We start from the raw sequence: 15,945 nt of genomic DNA, 5'->3' as shown, positions 1-15,945 counted from the left end.
GAAAATGGATTTTCACCCCTTATACGAGTTTTCTCATGAAAAAAGCAGCTGGAATTGCTGTCGGTGTTGCCCTGGTCGTTGGAGCGGTCGCTGTAGGCGGTGCCTGGTATACAAGTACCCAACTGGAAGGCGCGCTGAGCCAGGCCATTGACCAGACCAATGCACAATGGGCCAAGACGCTACCTGATCAATCGGCGCATATGGAACTGGTCAGCCTGGACAAGGGACTCTTCAAGAGTACCGCCCATTACCGCATCGTTCTGCCGGGTAGCGGCTTGGGATTGGACACGCCGATTGAAGTGCTCATGGTCGACCACCTGGAGCACGGCCCTTTCCCTGCGTCCCGCCTGGCCTCCTTCAAGCTGGCGCCGGTCATGGCCAGCAGCCACTTTGCACTGGAATCCAGCCCCAGCCTGCAGGCCTGGTTTACGGCTGCCAATAATGCAGTACCCGCGTACGGCACCGCAGTGATCGGTTACGACCAGCAGGTGAATGGCACGCTGACACTGCAGCCCTTCGAGCTTAATGAGGATGAGCGACACGTAGCCTTCGCTGGGGCAACGCTTGGGTTCAAGACCGATCTGGAGCTGAAACGCTATCAGCTCGACCTGTCGGCGGACAGCTTGGTATTGACCTCACCGACTAAAAGCGGAGCGATGGTCAGCACGGCGTTGAAAGGCATGCGTGTTACCGCCGATCGCCGCCTGGGACAGAGCGGGCTGTATACGGGCCGCTCGGACCTGGGCCTTCAGTCGATGCAGATCCAGGGAGACACCCTTCCACCGGTAGTCATGCGCGATGTCACTGCCCAGGACAATCTGCAGGAGCACGGCCTGCGGCTCGCCGATACCATCCACTACACACTGGGTGGCATGACGGTTGACGGTAAGGAGGTAGGAAGTGGCCGTATGTCCCTGAGCTTCAGGGATATCGATGCGGCAGCCTTGCAAGGCATGGCGACCACCTATTCGCAGTATGCCGAGCGTGTCCAAATCGATCCGGAAACCCAGCAGATGCCCGCGATGCTGCCGGAAGAGCGGGCCCGTATGCAGGCCTTTGGCAGTACGTTGCTGGCGGCCAATCCCGTGGTCACGCTGGACGAGTTGTCCTTCAAGACCGTCCACGGCGAGAGCCGCTTCAACATGGCGGTCAATCTGACGCGTCCGGCGGAATATGACCATCTGTCGCCCGCCGAGGTGTACCAGCAGATGATCAGCCGGCTGGATATGCAGCTTCGCCTTTCCAAGCCGATGATCGCTGACCTGCTTGCGCTCAAGAGTGATCCGTCCCAGGACGCTGCCGACGCTGCCCAGGAGGCCAAGGCGGCAGGTGAGGCGATAGGCGACATGGCGGCGTCGTCGCAGATGGCTCGGGTGGAAGGCGATGACATTATCGCTACGCTCAACTATGCCGACCACATGGTCGACTTCAACGGCCAGAAAATGACCCCGGAGCAGTTCGCCATGCTAATGCAGAACACCGCACTGGCGGCTATCACCATGTCAGCACTGGCGCCCCAAGCACAGTGATTCTGGTGCACGCGGTGGCTGGCTGATGCCGCCGCGTTTCATCGGTCTCGGCAAATAGCACTCCCCGCCCCCGGACAATGGCGCTATAACTAACCCACCTTAGTCAGGGAGCGGTCGCCATGTTGTGGAGTCAGTTCGCCGAAACGCACGAGGTGTTCAATCAGGTCCCGCCGTTGGAAGGAGTCAACCTCTATCGGCTGGATACGCCACTTCAGGAGTGGATACACCGCTACCGCGGTGGTTGGGCAGATGACCGTCTCGGTGTCTATGGGGCGCTGGCGGGAGGACCTCTGATGGCGGCCGGTTTTCTGGCGAACCGGTATCCCCCCGAATTTCACAGCCATGACCGGTACGGTCATCGTATCGACCAGGTCGAGTTTCACCCTGCCTACCACGAGTTGATGCGTACTGCCGTCGAGCACGGTATCCCTTCCCTGCCATGGACCGATCCGCAGCCTGGCGCTCACGTGGCACGGGCAGGCCTCATGTACCTGCATAATCAGGCCGAAGCCGGTACGAGCTGCCCGCTGACGATGACCTTTGCCAGCGTACCGGCCCTGTTGCACCAGCCGGAGCTGGCTGCGCGCTGGCTTCCCAAGGTCACGGCGCGTGTCTACGATCCGTCCCATGCGCCCATGGAGACCAAGGGCGGTGTGACACTTGGCATGGCCATGACCGAGAAGCAAGGCGGCACTGATGTGCGCGCCAACACTACTCAGGCTCACCCTGTGGGCTCCCCTGGCCCGGGCGAGGCCTATGAACTGGTTGGCCACAAGTGGTTCTGCTCGGCGCCCATGTGTGATGCCTTCCTGACGCTGGCGCAGACCGCCCAAGGGCTTTCGTGTTTCCTGCTGCCGCGCTTCCGGCCGGACGGCAGCCGCAATCAGTTTCACATCCAGCGCCTCAAGGACAAGCTGGGTAACCGCTCCAATGCCTCCAGCGAGGTGGAATACCGCGGTGCGCTGGCCTGGCTGATCGGTGAGGAAGGCCGTGGTGTGGCGAATATCCTGACCATGGTGGGGATGACCCGCTTCGACTGCATGATTGGTTCCAGCTCGCTCATGCGGCAGGCGCTTACACAAGCCATGCACCATTGTGCTCACCGGCAGGTCAGCGGCAAACGGTTGGTTGAGCAACCGCTCATGCAAAATGTTCTGGCTGACCTGGCCTTGGAAAGCGAGGCCGCTCTGGCACTCACGCTGCGTCTGGCACAAGCGTTGGATCAGCCGGACGATATGAGCGAACGGGTCTTCGCGCGGTTGGTCACGGCGGTGGGTAAATACTGGATCTGCAAGCGGGCTCCCGCCTTTATCAACGAGGCGCAGGAGTGCCTGGGTGGGGCGGGCTATATCGAGGACAGCCTCCTGCCGCGGCTGTATCGCGAGGCGCCGGTGAACTCCATCTGGGAGGGCTCCGGCAATGTGCAGTGTCTGGATGTGCTTCGTACGCTGTCGCGCAATCCGGACGTGGCGGCCGTCCTGTTCCAACATCTGGATGAAGGCCGTGGAGATGTGCGGTTGCAAGCCCATGTGGCGCGGTTGAAGGCCGCCTTGGCTGAGCAGGATGATCTGCCGTACCGCGCCCGGCAGGTCACGGAGAGCATTGCCCTGGCCCTCCAGGCGCGTCTGCTGCTGGATGCGGGTAACCATGAAGTAAGTGATGCCTTTCTGGCCAGCCGGCTAGGCGAGCGGCACGGTTATGTCTACGGCACGCTGCCTCTGGGCGTGGCGCATGAGGCAATCCTGCGCCGCAGCGCACCCTTGATGGTATAGCGCCAGCTTTCCTGTCCGGTAATGAAACCTTGGGCGGCTCCTGCGGTTCATACCTGTATCGTGTACAAGCAGGTGACGACAGGCATGGGTATGCGCGCCTCCTTTCTGGTGCTGTTGCTGGGCTTCTTCCTTGGAAGTGGCTACGCCCAGGCATGCTGTGCGCCCGGATCTCCGTGCCCTTTCATGCAGGCCGAACAGATTGACGTTCGCCACTCGTCGCCCTCTCCTGCCTCTCAGAACACCCTGATGGTCAAGGCATGCTGCTGCGTTCCGGCACAGGCTGCTGCGGTACGGCTAACACTTGCCCGTGCCCCCCTTCCTTCGGACCCTTACGCGCCGTCCTTCTACCACTCTGTATACCCCTCCCTGCCTGATCCGCCTCCCAAGGCCATGCCCGTTTGAGCCCATCAATCAAACCTTTATTTCAAACGGAGAACGATCATGACGACTTCTGCTTACGACGCCTGCATCAAAGCCTGCTCCAATTGTGCCCTCGTCTGCGAAATGTGCGCATCGGCGTGCCTGCGGGAAGAAGACGTGAAAATGATGGCGCGCTGTATTCAGCTTGACCGGGACTGCGCCGACCTGTGCGCCCTGGCAGCGGTGCTGATGCAGCGCGAGAGTCCTTTGGCTAAGGAGTTTTGTGCGCTGTGCGCCAAGGCCTGCCGTGCTTGCGGTGAAGAGTGTGCCAAGCATGACATGGACCACTGCCAGGCCTGTGCCAAGGCTTGCCTGAGCTGCGCGGAAGAATGCGAGCGCATGGCGGCCTGATCCATCCGTACCCCGGCGCTCCGGCGCCGGGCCCTTTTGCTTTGGAATGTGGCCAACCGTGAGCTGACAAGGTCAGCGGCCATCTGCCTGCAAGGAGCTACGCGTGAACAAACCTCGTTTCAAGCCTTATAAATCACCCTCTGGTGGTTGGGGTTCGGCTTTCTCAGTCGCGAATATCCTGATCCGTGAGAAGTCGCCTGTCGGCTCCGGTCTTCTTCTACTCAAGCAAAACAAGCCGATCGAAGGCTTTGCCTGCGTCAGCTGCGCCTGGGCCAAGCCCCACCCGGCCCGCCCTTTTGAGCTCTGCGAAAACGGGGCCAAGGCCACCGCCTGGGAAAACACCAGCAACCGCTGCGGACCTGATTTTTTCGCGCAGCATACCGTGACGGAATTACTCAACTGGCGTGACTACGACCTAGAGCAACAAGGTCGACTTACTCATCCGCTGCGCTGGAACGCCGAGACGGACAAATACGAGCCGATTCGCTGGGACGTTGCCTTTCGCGAGATTGGCGATGAGCTGAGGGCTATGGCCGATCCGAACGACGTGGTGTTCTACACCTCGGGCCGGGCGGCGCTGGAAACCTCCTACATGTTTCAGCTGTTTGCCCGTATGTATGGGACAAACAACCTGCCCGACAGCTCCAACATGTGTCACGAGAGCACCTCCATCGCCCTGCCGGAAAGCATAGGTGTGCCGGTGGCCACTGTGACGCTTAACGACATGGAGAAAACCGACGGCCTGTTTTTCTTCGGTCAGAACGTCGGCACCAGCAGTCCGCGCATGCTTCACCAGCTTGAAGAGGCGCGTCAGCGCGGCGCGCCTATCGTTACCTTCAACCCGATCCGCGAGCGCGGGCTGGAGAAATTTACTAACCCGCAGTCCCCGACCGAGATGGCGACCGGCAAGGAAATCACCATCAGCACCCATTACAATCAGGTCGCCATTGGGGGTGATATTGCGGCCATGGCCGGGATGTGCAAAAAGCTGTTCGAGATGGACGACCAGGCGCGTGCCGCCGGGAAGCCACGCGTGCTGGATGTAGCGTTCATCGAACAGCACACTCACGGCTTGGAGGCCTTCGAGGCGAAGATCCGCAGCTATACCTGGGAAGAGCTGGAGCGTCGTTCCGGCCTTACCCGCAGTGCCATGGAGCTGGCGGCAATGGTCTATGCCCGCTGCGAGCGCGTCATTGGCGTATATGGCATGGGGCTTACCCAGCACCGCCAGGGCGTGATGAACATCCAGATGCTTGTCAATTTACTGCTGCTGCGCGGCAACATGGGCAAGGAAGGCGCCGGTATCCTGCCCGTTCGTGGTCATTCTAACGTGCAAGGGCAGCGTACCGTCGGAATCACCGAGAAGGCCAGCCACGTCCCGGCGGAAAACCTCAAGAAGCAGTTCGGCTTCCAAGCGCCCCAGGATGACGGCATGAACACCGTCGAGGCGTGCGAAGGCATTGTCAGCGGTAAGGTAAAGGCCTTTATCGGTTTGGGCGGCAACTTTGTACGAGCCGTTCCGGAAACACTGCTGATGGAGCCGGCCTGGCGCAAGCTCAGGCTTACCGTGCAGATTTCCACCAAGCTCAACCGTAACCATCTGGTGCACGGTGAGAAATCCTACATCCTGCCATGCCTGGGCCGTACGGAAATCGATGTGCAGGCCACCGGTGAGCAGCGCCATACAACCGAAGACAGCACAGGGTGTATCCGGGCCTGGCGCGGCGTTGCCAAGCCGGCGGCGCCTAATCTGTTATCGGAGCCCGCCATCGTGGCGGCACTGGCCAAGGCAACACTAGAACCCAATCCCCGGCTCGACTGGGATGCCTGGGTCGCCGACTACAGTCTGATCCGTGACGCCATCGCCGAGAGCTATCCCGATATCTTCCATGACTTCAACGTGCGGATGCTGGAGCCCGGCGGTTTCCATCGTCCACTCGGTGCCTCCGAGCGCAAGTGGGCCACCGAGACCGGCAAGGCCAACTTCATCACTCCCGACAAGCTCACGCCCGATGACGACATCGAGCCTGATCTCAAAAAGCAGGGCGTGCTGCAGCTGATGACGCTGCGCAGTAACGACCAGTTCAATACCACCGTTTATGGCTACAGCGACCGCTTCCGCGGAGTCTATGGGACGCGGGCGGTCATCCTCATGAACCGTCGTGACATGGCCCGCCACGGGCTGGCCGAAGGCGACATGATCCAGGCCATTACTGCGGTGGACGATGGCGTACACCGGGAAGTCGGCCCACTCCGGGTGACGCCGTACGACATCCCCGAGGGCTGTTGCGGTGGCTACTACCCCGAATGCAATCCGCTGATTCCGCTCTGGCATTACGCGGAGCGCAGCAAAGTACCTGCCGCCAAGTCCATTCCGATTCGGCTGCGCAAGGTAATCGCCGTGGTGAAGGATCGCAACGTCCCGTCCGAGCCGGCCTCACCGGCCGGAGTGGGCGCGGTATAAGTGAACTGAGCCCTGGCGGTCCGGCAGGGCTCAGCGATTGATCAGCCACAGCACAACGGATACCACCGCACTGATCAGAATCATGGTGGTGATAGGGAAAAAGAACGAGACGTTCTCCCGTTTGACGACGATATCGCCCGGTAGATGACCCAGCGGTAAGCGTCCGATCCAGGGCCATAGCAGGCCGACGGCAACTATCAGCAGTCCTATGACGATCAGGGTACGAGACATATCATCATCCGATTCGAGAGCCATGCCTAAACAGATTTCACGAGTGTGCCTTGCGTTCCTTTTAATCCTTTCTCTAGGACACGCTTCGGCGGCCGATCAATCCGCCACGGCCGATGAAACCATTTCCCCAAGCGATGCCCGCCGTGCCGTCAGTGTGTTGCAGGACGAACAACAGCGTGCCGAAGCGGTGCGGACCCTCAAGGCAATTGCCAATGGTTCACCTGATGAGGGGGCCGCTTCGACACCGGTAGAGAATCAGACAGCAGCTGGTACCGCTACTGATACCGATGCACCCGCCGAAAAGCCTGCCGCCGCCGCTATCGAAGCAAACGGTCTGATTGCGCGTACGTTACGACAGGTTAGTCGCTGGGGCGATGGTCTGGAGGATCAGCTCCGACAAATTAAACAGGCCACCTTAGAGCTTCCTGCTTGGTCACGGACCCGCTTCACGAGTGAGCGTGGCCGTCATATTCTCAATGAAGCAGTAATCGATCTAGCGATCGTATTTGCGGTAGGTCTGATCCTTGAGTGGGGATTTCGCTATCTTCTCGGACGACCCCGCCGTGCGCTTATTCAACATGCTGAAGAAGCGGATGCACGAGCCCGCCGTCAACAGGCCGAAGTAGAGAAAAAACAGCGGCAGGCTCAGGAAAAAGTTGGCGATGAACAGTATCAGTCCGAGCAGGCTGCTACTGCCGAGGCTGCAGAAGCTGGCGGTATTCGTCCTACTAATGAAAATGTGGCACTGGTACAGACGACGCGGGATGGCGTGGAGCAGCTCGAAGCTGTATCGGTAGGCGCGTCCAATTCGGCGGCTGGAGGCCCTACTGCTGAGGCGTCTGCTTTAACGAGAACAAACTCCGCAGCGGAGGAAGCTGCAAAGGCAGCACCTTCCAAAGCCAAGCATACAGACATGCCGGGAGAGCATTGGAGCACCCTGCGCCATCTCCCGTATGCTCTGGGTTCACTGGTGTTGGACCTACTGCCGCTGGCGCTATTCTTTGGCACTGCAGCGTTGATCATGCGTGCACTGTCCGGCGATGAGCCTAGTGTCCTGACGGTTGTACAAGGGTTCGTGGGCGCCTACGTTTCGGTACGTGTTTGCATGGCCGTGGTTCGCCTGCTGATTTCGCCGATTGGCCATGGCATGCGGATCATCAAGGTTAGAACCGACATTGCCAAGACCTTAGAAACGTGGATACGGTACTCTGTAGTGCTGGCGACGTTCGGTCTCGCATTAGGAGAGGCCGTAGAAGCCCTTGGAGCAGGTAAAGCGGGCCACCTTGCCATCATCAAGCTCTTTTCGCTTCTAGTGCATCTCTGTTTGGTCGTGTTGATCATCAAGTTGCGTAAGCCAGTTGGTGCGCTTATCGAGGCTCCGGTAGAGGCCACCGGTCCGGTGGCAGCTCTACGTAGCTGGCTGGCGTTAGTCTGGGCCTTTTTTGCAGCGGCCTTTGTGATTGGTATGTGGGTCGTCTGGGCACTGGGTGTCGAGAACGGCTTTCCCAAGCTGATCAACTTCATTGGTATGTCGGGTGCCGTCGTCATTGCCGCGCGGCTGATCGCTGTGCTGGTACTGGGTGCCATAGGACGTGCTTTCCGTCCCGCTGATGACATGGAAAACGACCAGAACCCGGCTCCACAGAGCCGGGCACGCCTCGCGGATCGCTATTATCCCTTGGCTCGACGCCTGGTTACTCTTTTGATCAGCGTCTGCACCATAATCGTCCTGTTCCAAGTGTGGGGTTTCAATACGCTGGCCTGGTTTGGCAGCGGCACTATCGGGCGCAGCCTGCTTTCAGCAGTCCTTACAATCCTTATCGCCGCCGTGGTAGCCATTGCGGTATGGGAATCCACTAACGCGGCTGTACAGCGCCGACTGACCCTATGGACGGAACAAGGCGACTTGGTGCGAGCAGCACGGCTGCGTACGCTGCTGCCCATGTTGCGTAGCTTTCTGCTTATTGCAATTGTGCTGGTGGTAGGTCTGACCGCGCTCAACCAGATCGGTATCAACACGACGCCGCTGCTGGCTGGCGCAAGCATTATCGGTGTGGCTGTCGGTTTCGGCTCGCAAAAACTGGTGCAGGACTTCATCACCGGCATTTTCCTCCTCATGGAAAACGCCATGCAGGTAGGCGATTGGGTAACGGTTGCCGGTGTTTCCGGTACGGTTGAATACTTGTCGATTCGTACAGTGCGGCTTCGGGCCGGTGACGGTTCGCTGCATATCGTGCCGTTCAGTTCGGTCTCGACGGTCAACAATATCAACCGTGGAATCGGCAACGCGTCCATCCGTATCAATGTGGGCTACAACACCGACATCGATCAGGTCTTCGATGAGTTGAAAGCCATCGGTGCGGAAATGCGACAGGACCCGGCCTTCAAGGATCTGATCATCAATGACCTGGAGGTCTGGGGGGTGGACGCGGTCGACGGCTCCATGGTGACGGTACTGGGCCAAATGCGGTGTATCGACAAGGGCCGCTGGGGTGTGCAGCGCGAAACCAATCGCCGCATCCTCAAACGCTTCCGAGAGCTGGGTATCACCATTGCCGACCCACGTACCTATCTGGTCATGCCAAGCGAGACTGCTGCTACGGATCGATCGCCCCTGCCACACGGTAACCATCTGCCCAGCAATCAGCCAAGCCCCGACGCCTGAGGGCTTGGCTGATAGGAGGAAGAGCGCTGTGCTCCGGCAAAGCGCTCTTTATCTTCCCAACCGTAAATTCATTGCCGCTGCGGCTCAGGCGTCGTGTTGGTCGTAGCCTTCGGCAAGGTGTTGATCCTTCAATTTCACATAGTTGTCTGCGCTGTATTCAAAGAAGCTACGCTCCTTTTCCGTGAGCGGGCGCGCCTGCTTGACCGGGCTGCCCACATACAAGAACCCGCTTTCCAGTGTCTTGCCGGGCGGCACCAGACTACCGGCACCGATGATCACCTGACTCTCCACCACGGCCCCGTCCATGACGATGCTGCCCATCCCCACCAGGACCTGATTGCCGATGGTGCAGCCGTGCAGGGTGACCTTGTGGCCGACCGTCACATCATCGCCTACGATCAGAGGATAGCCGTCCGGGTTGTATGGGCCGGCGTGGGTGATGTGCAGCACGCTGCCGTCCTGAATGCTGGTACGGGCACCGATGCGCACGCGGTGCATGTCACCGCGAATCACGGTCAGCGGCCAGACGGAGCTGTCTGCGCCCAGCTCCACGTCACCAATGACCACAGCGGTGGCATCGACAAAAGCGCGTTCGCCCAGCACGGGCGTTTTATTCTGGTAAGTGCGAATGGTCACGATAGATACCTTTTCTAATCAGGCGAGCCTTGAGTCTGGTTAAGATGGGCTCCATATAGTCTTCTTTGAGAGCCTTTCGTTGACTGGGTAGACCCGGCCAATGCGTCCTTTGAGGCAGCATAGCCGTATCCCGGTCGGCGCGGGGCTCAAGCTACCCGTATATATCCTTGAGGGGAACACCGTGAGCGCCAGCAATCCTCTGTTACAGCCCTACGATCTGCCACCCTATTCCGCGATCAAGCCTGAATTTGTCGAGCCGGCCATCGATCAGATCCTGGCAGACAACCGCGCCGCCATTGCCGAGCTGCTGAAGACCCAAAAGGAAAACCCGACCTGGCAGGGGCTGGTCGTGGCGTTCGACGAGCTGAACGACCGCTTGGGCCAGGCATGGAGCCCGGTTACTCATCTGAATGCCGTGTGTAACAATCCTGAGCTGCGTACGGCCTATGAGGCCTGCCTGCCCAAGCTCTCCGCATACTCCACGGAGATCGGGCAGAACAAGGACCTTTTCGAGGCCTACCGGAAACTGTCCGAAAGCGAAGAGGCCAAGGGCTTCGATGCTGCTCAGAAGAAGATTCTTGACAACGCCCTGCGTGATTTCCGCTTATCGGGTATCGATCTGCCGCCTGAACAGCAGAAGCGCTACGGCGAGATCCAGTCGCGCAAATCGGAGCTGTCCAGCAAGTTTTCCAACCAATTGTTGGACGCTACCCAGGCGTGGACCAAGCATGTGACTGACGAATCTGCTTTGGCGGGTCTACCAGATTCCGCCAAGGCCCAGATGGCTGCTGCCGCCCAGGCCAAAGGGCTCGACGGCTGGCTGATCAATCTGGAATTTCCCAGCTACTACGCCGTGATGACCTACGCCGACGACCGTGCCCTGCGTGAGGAAGTTTATGCGGCTTACTGCACTCGTGCCTCCGACCAAGGCCCCAATGCCGGCCAGTTCAACAACGGTCCGGTGATGGAAGAGATTCTTGACTTGCGCCAGGAGCTGGCGCGCCTGCTGGGCTATGCCAATTATGCCGAGCTGTCCCTGGCGACCAAGATGGCTGAATCCAGCGAGCAGGTCCTGAATTTCCTGCGTGATCTGGCCCAGCGCAGCAAACCTTTTGCCCAGCGTGACTTGGATCAGCTCAAGGCCTTTGCTGCTGAGCAGGGCGTAACTGATCTTAAGAGCTGGGACACCGGCTACTTCGCCGAGAAGCTGCGTCAGGCCCGCTATTCGCTTTCCCAGGAAGAGCTGCGCGCCTACTTCCCGGTCGACAAGGTACTGTCCGGTCTCTTCGCTGTGGTGCAAAAGCTCTACGGTATCGAGATCAGCGAGATCAAGGATGGCTTCGACAAATGGCACCCGGACGTCCGTCTGTTCGAAATCACCGAAAACGGTAAGCACGTAGGTCGTTTCTTCTTCGACCTCTACGCCCGTGCCAACAAGCGTGGCGGTGCCTGGATGGACGGTGCTCGCGACAAGCGTCGCAATGCCCAGGGCGAGCTGATCAACCCGATCGCCTACCTTGTCTGCAACTTCACTCCGGCCAGCGGTGGCAAGCCCGCCCTGCTGACCCACGATGAAGTGACTACCCTGTTCCACGAGTTCGGTCATGGCCTGCATCATCTGTTGACCCGCATTGAGCATGCAGGTGTTTCCGGCATCAACGGCGTGGCATGGGATGCGGTCGAGCTGCCGAGCCAGTTCATGGAAAACTGGTGCTGGGAGCCGGAAGGTCTGGCATTGATCTCCGGCCATTACGAGACCGGCGAGCCACTGCCCCAGGAGCTCTTGGACAAAATGCTGGCTGCGAAAAACTTCCAGTCCGGACTGATGATGGTGCGTCAGCTGGAGTTCTCGCTCTTCGACTTCGAGCTGCATGCCACCCATGGAGATGGCCGTAGCGTACTGGACGTGCTGGAATCCATCCGCGATGAAGTCTCGGTTATGCGTCCGCCGGCCTACAATCGCTTCGCCAACAGCTTTGCTCACATCTTCGCCGGCGGTTACGCCGCGGGGTATTACAGCTACAAGTGGGCGGAAGTCCTGTCAGCCGATGCCTTCTCCAAGTTCGAGGAAGAAGGTGTGTTCAATGCCGAAACCGGCCGCGCCTTCCGTGAGGCCGTCCTGGCCCGCGGTGGTTCGCTAGAGCCGATGGTGCTGTTCGTGGACTTCCGCGGCCGTGAGCCCAGTATCGACGCGCTGCTACGCCATTCCGGTCTTACCGAGGAGGCTGCATGAGCGGACCGGTAAAACGCTTCATCGCCGGGGCCGTGTGCCCCGCCTGCCAGACGGTGGACACGATGAAGATGTGGAACGAGGATGGCGTACCGCATCGCGAGTGCGCCTCCTGTGGCTATGGGGATACGCTGGACGAGCGCGGCAATTCGGTTCCCAAGGAATTGCCTACGCGCGTCACTGCGGCCAAGCAGCCAAAGCCTGCCACGGCTCAGGTCAAAGTAGCTCAGTTCTTCCCGAATCCCAAGCTCAAGAAGGACAAGCCTGACTGATGTGGCACGTTGTCTGTGGTGATGCCGCGGCTGAAGGCGTCCATCAGGTAATTGATGCGGATGCCGCTGCATCGCTACGGATAATGCGTGACGATCTGGCTGTAGGGCCGCTGGTAGACGTACACCAGCCGCCCTGCCTGGTTCGGTCGACCTTCTGGGAGACCGTCTGGCCAGATAGTGTTGTTGCTCCCGACTTTTCACGCCAACTGGCGGACGATGTCAAGTGGCTCGAGCACGTAGCACAAGGCAGTCGTCCTATCACCGTCTGGCACGGCGACAGTGCCTCTGAGCAGCTCCTGCTATGTCGTATCGCTGCCGCTCTGCACAATGCGCCTGTTGCGCTATACAGTGTTCCATGTGGAACACATCGTAACGATGTACAGACTCGCCGTGCGGTTGGCCAATGTTCACCTGAGTTGTTGAAGAAACTGTATAGCCCTGCCCTGATCCTGCCCGAGCAGCAACAAGATCTGGCTAAAGCCTGGCATGAGGCAGTCGAAGCCAAGGCCGGTATCAGACGATGGTTAGACGGTGGTTTTTGGTACAGCGACTACGAAACGGTCGACACTATCCTCCTCCAGCATTGCACGCCAGAATGGCAACCGCTCGCACGGGTGATAGCCAAAGTCATGATACGCAGCGAAGGATTTTTCGCGACGGATACCTTTCTAGGCTGGCGTGCCCGCGATTTGGCTCATAGAGGCCTCCTTGTCCTGCAAGGGCCTGAAAAGGGGCATTACTCCCAGCAAATGGTCTGCCTGCCAAGGGTCTGAACAATGACAGGCACAGGCCGGTCTTATCATGGCCTTTTGCCCTGATCTTCTGAATTTAACCGCAACGCAAGCGTCGAAGGGATACGCATTCGACCTGGAGGGAATCTGTGTACGCCCGTTTATTACTGCTGTCCTTCGTCCTGTTGACGGGTTGCGCTCAGGTCCAGACACCAACTCCCTCCTCCATGCTCGCGCCAGCCGGCACGCACCTCAACAGTGTGCTTCAACGGCAGGCCGTCAAGCATCCCGGACAATCAGGGTTTCGCCTTCTGGAGTCCAGCACCGACGCCTTTACCGCTCGCGCCGAGCTGATCCGCATGGCCCAGCGCAGTTTGGATATTCAGTACTACATTGTTCACGATGGGGTGACCACGCGCATGCTGGTCAATGAGCTGCTGGCCGCTGCTGACCGTGGTGTGCGGATTCGCTTCCTGCTTGACGACACCAGCAGCGATGGTAATGACTATGCCCTGGCGGCACTGGCAGCCCATCCCAACATCGACGTTCGCGTCTTCAACCCGCTGCATATCGGTCGCAGTACCGGCGTTACGCGTTACATGGGGCGCTTCCTGCACTTGTCGCAGCAGCATCGTCGCATGCATAACAAGCTATTGCTTGCCGATAACAGCGTAGCCATTGTAGGCGGTCGCAACCTGGGGGATGAGTATTTCGATGCCAAGCCCGAAATGAATTTCACGGACCTCGACCTGCTTGGAGCGGGTCCTGTCGCCCATCAGCTCGGCGTAAGCTTCGACCAATACTGGAACAGCGAGATCAGCCAGCCCATTACAGGTTTTCTGCGCCGCCCGCCCACGGCTCACGCGCTGACTCGAATGCGCACGGGGCTCAAGCGCTACCTGGACAGCGAGCGGGTAAAGGATTCGGCGCTCTACAACCGATTGCGCCGTTACGACACTGCACCGCAAATGGAGGGTTGGCTTCATGAGCTGACCTGGGCCAATGGCAAGGCGCTCTGGGACGCGCCATGTAAAGTGTTGGCAGAGGGCGAGCCGGACCGAAACCTGTTACTGACGACTCAGTTGATGCCCAGCCTTGACGACGTGCATAAGGAGCTTTTCCTGGTCTCCGCCTATTTCGTTCCAACCCAGACAGGAGTGGAATACTTGGGTGAGAAAGCCCACGAGGGGGTAGATATTCGCGTGCTGACCAACTCGCTGGAGGCAACGGACGTTCCCGCTGTTCATGGCGGATACGCGCCGTACCGCGACGGACTGCTCAAGCAGGGCATCAAGCTCTATGAAATGCGCAACCGCCCGGAAAAGGGCCTGCATGCCTCGCCTTATAGCTTTGGTCAGTCGGCTTCCAGCCTGCACAGCAAAGCCATGGTGATTGACCGTGAGCATACCTTTGTCGGGTCCTTCAACTTCGATCCGCGTTCTATCCTGTGGAATACCGAGGTTGGCATCATGGTAGACAGCCCTGCCCTTGCCGGCCGGGTCCGTCAGCTGATTCTCGATGGTATGGCCTTGGGTGTCAGCTATCAGGTGAAGCGGGTCGACCGCGACGGAACAACCAAGCTGATCTGGCTGGAAGAGCGCGACGGCAAGCTGTATGAGCTGGACCATGAGCCTGGCGGATTGTGGCGCCGATTCAACGCCTGGATCGTGCGTGCAGTAGGCCTTGAGCGTATGCTCTGATCAGCCTTTTGCCGCCTTTACGCATTCCAAAAAGAACGACAGCGCCGCCTGCTTGCGCAGCCCCCGGCGGCAAATGGCGACCAGCTCACGGTGAAACGTGAGCGGCCCCAAGGAGAGAGTCCGCACGCGCGCCTGAGCCAGTTGCAGACCAGCCTGAGGAATCAACGCCACCCCCAGACCACACTCGACCATTCTGACAATAGCTTCCAGCTCATCAAGCTCCAGCGCTTCACGAGCGGCAATCCGGTGCTCTTGAAGGAACCGGCTCACCTGTCGGCCACCAAAGGAGCCTCGGTCATAGCGAACGAAGGGCTGTGTTGCCAATAAGGCCAGCGGATCGTCGCCTGGCAATGTGGCGGGCGTGATGAGCACGAATGGCTCCTGGACCAACGGGATTTCATCCAGTTCCTTGGGTAAGGCAAATGGCGGTTTGATCAGTAGCGCCAGGTCGATTTCGCCAGCGTCCACACGGCCCAGAAGCTGCAACGAGACGCCAGGAATCAGCTTGAGGTCCACTTGGGGAGCATCTTGGCGAAAGCGCATCAGCGCTTCGGGCAGCACGCCGGTTTGAACCGTGGCGATTGCGCCGATCTTCAGTTCGCCCTGCCAATGAGCGACATCTGTGGGGGCCGCCATCTGCTCGTACAGCGAGAGGATCTGCTCCGCCAGCGGAAGCGCTTGCTGGCCGGAAGCATTGAGCAGCGCCGCGCGGCCGGTCCGGTCAAAGAGCCGTACGCCCAGGTCGCGTTCCAGCTGGCGCATTTGTGCACTGACTGCCGACTGCGTCAGGCCAACCTGTTGCCCAGCCGCTGAAAAGGTGCCATGTCGTGCAACTGCAATAAAGGTCTTCAATTCCCGAAGCACTGTCAGCCTCAAAATAGTTGCTGCTCGGCAGCAAGAATATTCGTTTTTCCATCGAAACGCTTGTGGCTGACAATAGGGTC

Annotated in this window: 13 protein-coding genes; 10 read left to right on the top strand and 3 right to left on the bottom strand. The window is 59.3% G+C overall.

Going from position 1 to position 15,945, the window contains the following annotated elements; all coding sequences use genetic code 11:
* The first annotated feature begins 35 nt into the window (after positions 1–35).
* From QWJ10_RS08635 to QWJ10_RS08615, 5 genes are all read left to right on the top strand, one after another.
* The gene (locus QWJ10_RS08635) at positions 36–1,529 is read left to right on the top strand and encodes a YdgA family protein (protein ID WP_289925548.1); all 1,494 of its coding nucleotides are present in this window, start codon (positions 36–38) and stop codon (positions 1,527–1,529) included.
* A gap of 119 nt (positions 1,530–1,648) precedes the next feature.
* The gene (locus QWJ10_RS08630) at positions 1,649–3,301 is read left to right on the top strand and encodes an isovaleryl-CoA dehydrogenase (protein WP_289925546.1); all 1,653 of its coding nucleotides are present in this window, start codon (positions 1,649–1,651) and stop codon (positions 3,299–3,301) included.
* Between the two features lie 90 nt (positions 3,302–3,391).
* Positions 3,392–3,703, top strand: coding sequence for a hypothetical protein (locus QWJ10_RS08625; protein WP_162997564.1), 312 nt, complete (start codon positions 3,392–3,394; stop codon positions 3,701–3,703).
* A 39-nt stretch (positions 3,704–3,742) separates the two neighbouring features.
* Complete coding sequence (locus tag QWJ10_RS08620; protein ID WP_010796424.1) at positions 3,743–4,072, top strand: four-helix bundle copper-binding protein; 330 nt, start codon at positions 3,743–3,745, stop codon at positions 4,070–4,072.
* 103 nt (positions 4,073–4,175) lie between these two features.
* Entirely contained in the window at positions 4,176–6,536 is a 2,361-nt protein-coding gene (locus tag QWJ10_RS08615; protein ID WP_289925540.1) for an FdhF/YdeP family oxidoreductase, read from the top strand.
* 30 nt (positions 6,537–6,566) lie between these two features.
* Here QWJ10_RS08615 and QWJ10_RS08610 read toward each other — a convergent pair whose 3' ends face one another.
* Entirely contained in the window at positions 6,567–6,767 is a 201-nt protein-coding gene (locus QWJ10_RS08610) for a DUF2905 domain-containing protein (protein WP_289925537.1), read from the bottom strand.
* 22 nt (positions 6,768–6,789) lie between these two features.
* Between QWJ10_RS08610 and QWJ10_RS08605 the strand changes: the two genes are divergently transcribed.
* Positions 6,790–9,432 (top strand): mechanosensitive ion channel domain-containing protein, encoded by a 2,643-nt coding sequence (locus QWJ10_RS08605; protein WP_289925535.1) that lies wholly within the window; start codon positions 6,790–6,792, stop codon positions 9,430–9,432.
* An 84-nt stretch (positions 9,433–9,516) separates the two neighbouring features.
* Here the strand turns inward: QWJ10_RS08605 and QWJ10_RS08600 are convergent, their stop codons facing one another.
* Positions 9,517–10,068 (bottom strand): gamma carbonic anhydrase family protein, encoded by a 552-nt coding sequence (locus QWJ10_RS08600; protein WP_289925533.1) that lies wholly within the window; start codon positions 10,066–10,068, stop codon positions 9,517–9,519.
* A gap of 181 nt (positions 10,069–10,249) precedes the next feature.
* On the opposite strand from QWJ10_RS08600, the gene prlC reads away from it, so the two are divergent.
* The 4 genes from prlC (at position 10,250) to QWJ10_RS08580 (ending at position 15,001) form a co-directional block, all read left to right on the top strand.
* Complete coding sequence (gene prlC, locus QWJ10_RS08595; RefSeq protein ID WP_289925531.1) at positions 10,250–12,301, top strand: oligopeptidase A; 2,052 nt, start codon at positions 10,250–10,252, stop codon at positions 12,299–12,301.
* Entirely contained in the window at positions 12,298–12,570 is a 273-nt protein-coding gene (locus tag QWJ10_RS08590; protein WP_289925530.1) for a YheV family putative zinc ribbon protein, read from the top strand. Before prlC ends, QWJ10_RS08590 begins: the two co-directional genes overlap by 4 nt.
* Positions 12,570–13,343, top strand: a complete 774-nt coding sequence (locus QWJ10_RS08585) for a DUF1835 domain-containing protein (RefSeq protein WP_289925528.1) — start codon at positions 12,570–12,572, stop codon at positions 13,341–13,343. Before QWJ10_RS08590 ends, QWJ10_RS08585 begins: the two co-directional genes overlap by 1 nt.
* 107 nt (positions 13,344–13,450) lie before the next feature.
* On the top strand, positions 13,451–15,001 hold the full coding sequence (locus tag QWJ10_RS08580) for a phospholipase D family protein (protein WP_289925526.1): 1,551 nt from the start codon (positions 13,451–13,453) through the stop codon (positions 14,999–15,001).
* On the opposite strand, the gene QWJ10_RS08575 is transcribed toward QWJ10_RS08580, so the two are convergent.
* On the bottom strand, positions 15,002–15,865 hold the full coding sequence (locus QWJ10_RS08575; protein ID WP_289925523.1) for a LysR family transcriptional regulator: 864 nt from the start codon (positions 15,863–15,865) through the stop codon (positions 15,002–15,004).
* Between the last annotated feature and the right edge of the window lie 80 nt (positions 15,866–15,945).

It is taken from the genome of Pseudomonas sp. WAC2 (assembly GCF_030403525.1).
In the GTDB taxonomy this organism is placed as follows: domain Bacteria; phylum Pseudomonadota; class Gammaproteobacteria; order Pseudomonadales; family Pseudomonadaceae; genus Chryseomonas; species Chryseomonas luteola.
This window is presented reverse-complemented; position numbering and strand designations above follow the sequence as displayed.

What these genes read in the sequence shown, in the direction of transcription:
- QWJ10_RS08610 (WP_289925537.1), bottom strand. Translation starts at nt 6,767, where the DNA reads ATGTCTCGTACCCTGATCGTCATAGGACTGCTGATAGTTGCCGTCGGC.
- QWJ10_RS08625 (WP_162997564.1), top strand. Translation starts at nt 3,392, where the DNA reads ATGCGCGCCTCCTTTCTGGTGCTGTTGCTGGGCTTCTTCCTTGGAAGT.
- QWJ10_RS08620 (WP_010796424.1), top strand. Translation starts at nt 3,743, where the DNA reads ATGACGACTTCTGCTTACGACGCCTGCATCAAAGCCTGCTCCAATTGT.
- QWJ10_RS08630 (WP_289925546.1), top strand. Translation starts at nt 1,649, where the DNA reads ATGTTGTGGAGTCAGTTCGCCGAAACGCACGAGGTGTTCAATCAGGTC.
- QWJ10_RS08590 (WP_289925530.1), top strand. Translation starts at nt 12,298, where the DNA reads ATGAGCGGACCGGTAAAACGCTTCATCGCCGGGGCCGTGTGCCCCGCC.
- QWJ10_RS08635 (WP_289925548.1), top strand. Translation starts at nt 36, where the DNA reads ATGAAAAAAGCAGCTGGAATTGCTGTCGGTGTTGCCCTGGTCGTTGGA.
- QWJ10_RS08605 (WP_289925535.1), top strand. Translation starts at nt 6,790, where the DNA reads ATGCCTAAACAGATTTCACGAGTGTGCCTTGCGTTCCTTTTAATCCTT.
- QWJ10_RS08585 (WP_289925528.1), top strand. Translation starts at nt 12,570, where the DNA reads ATGTGGCACGTTGTCTGTGGTGATGCCGCGGCTGAAGGCGTCCATCAG.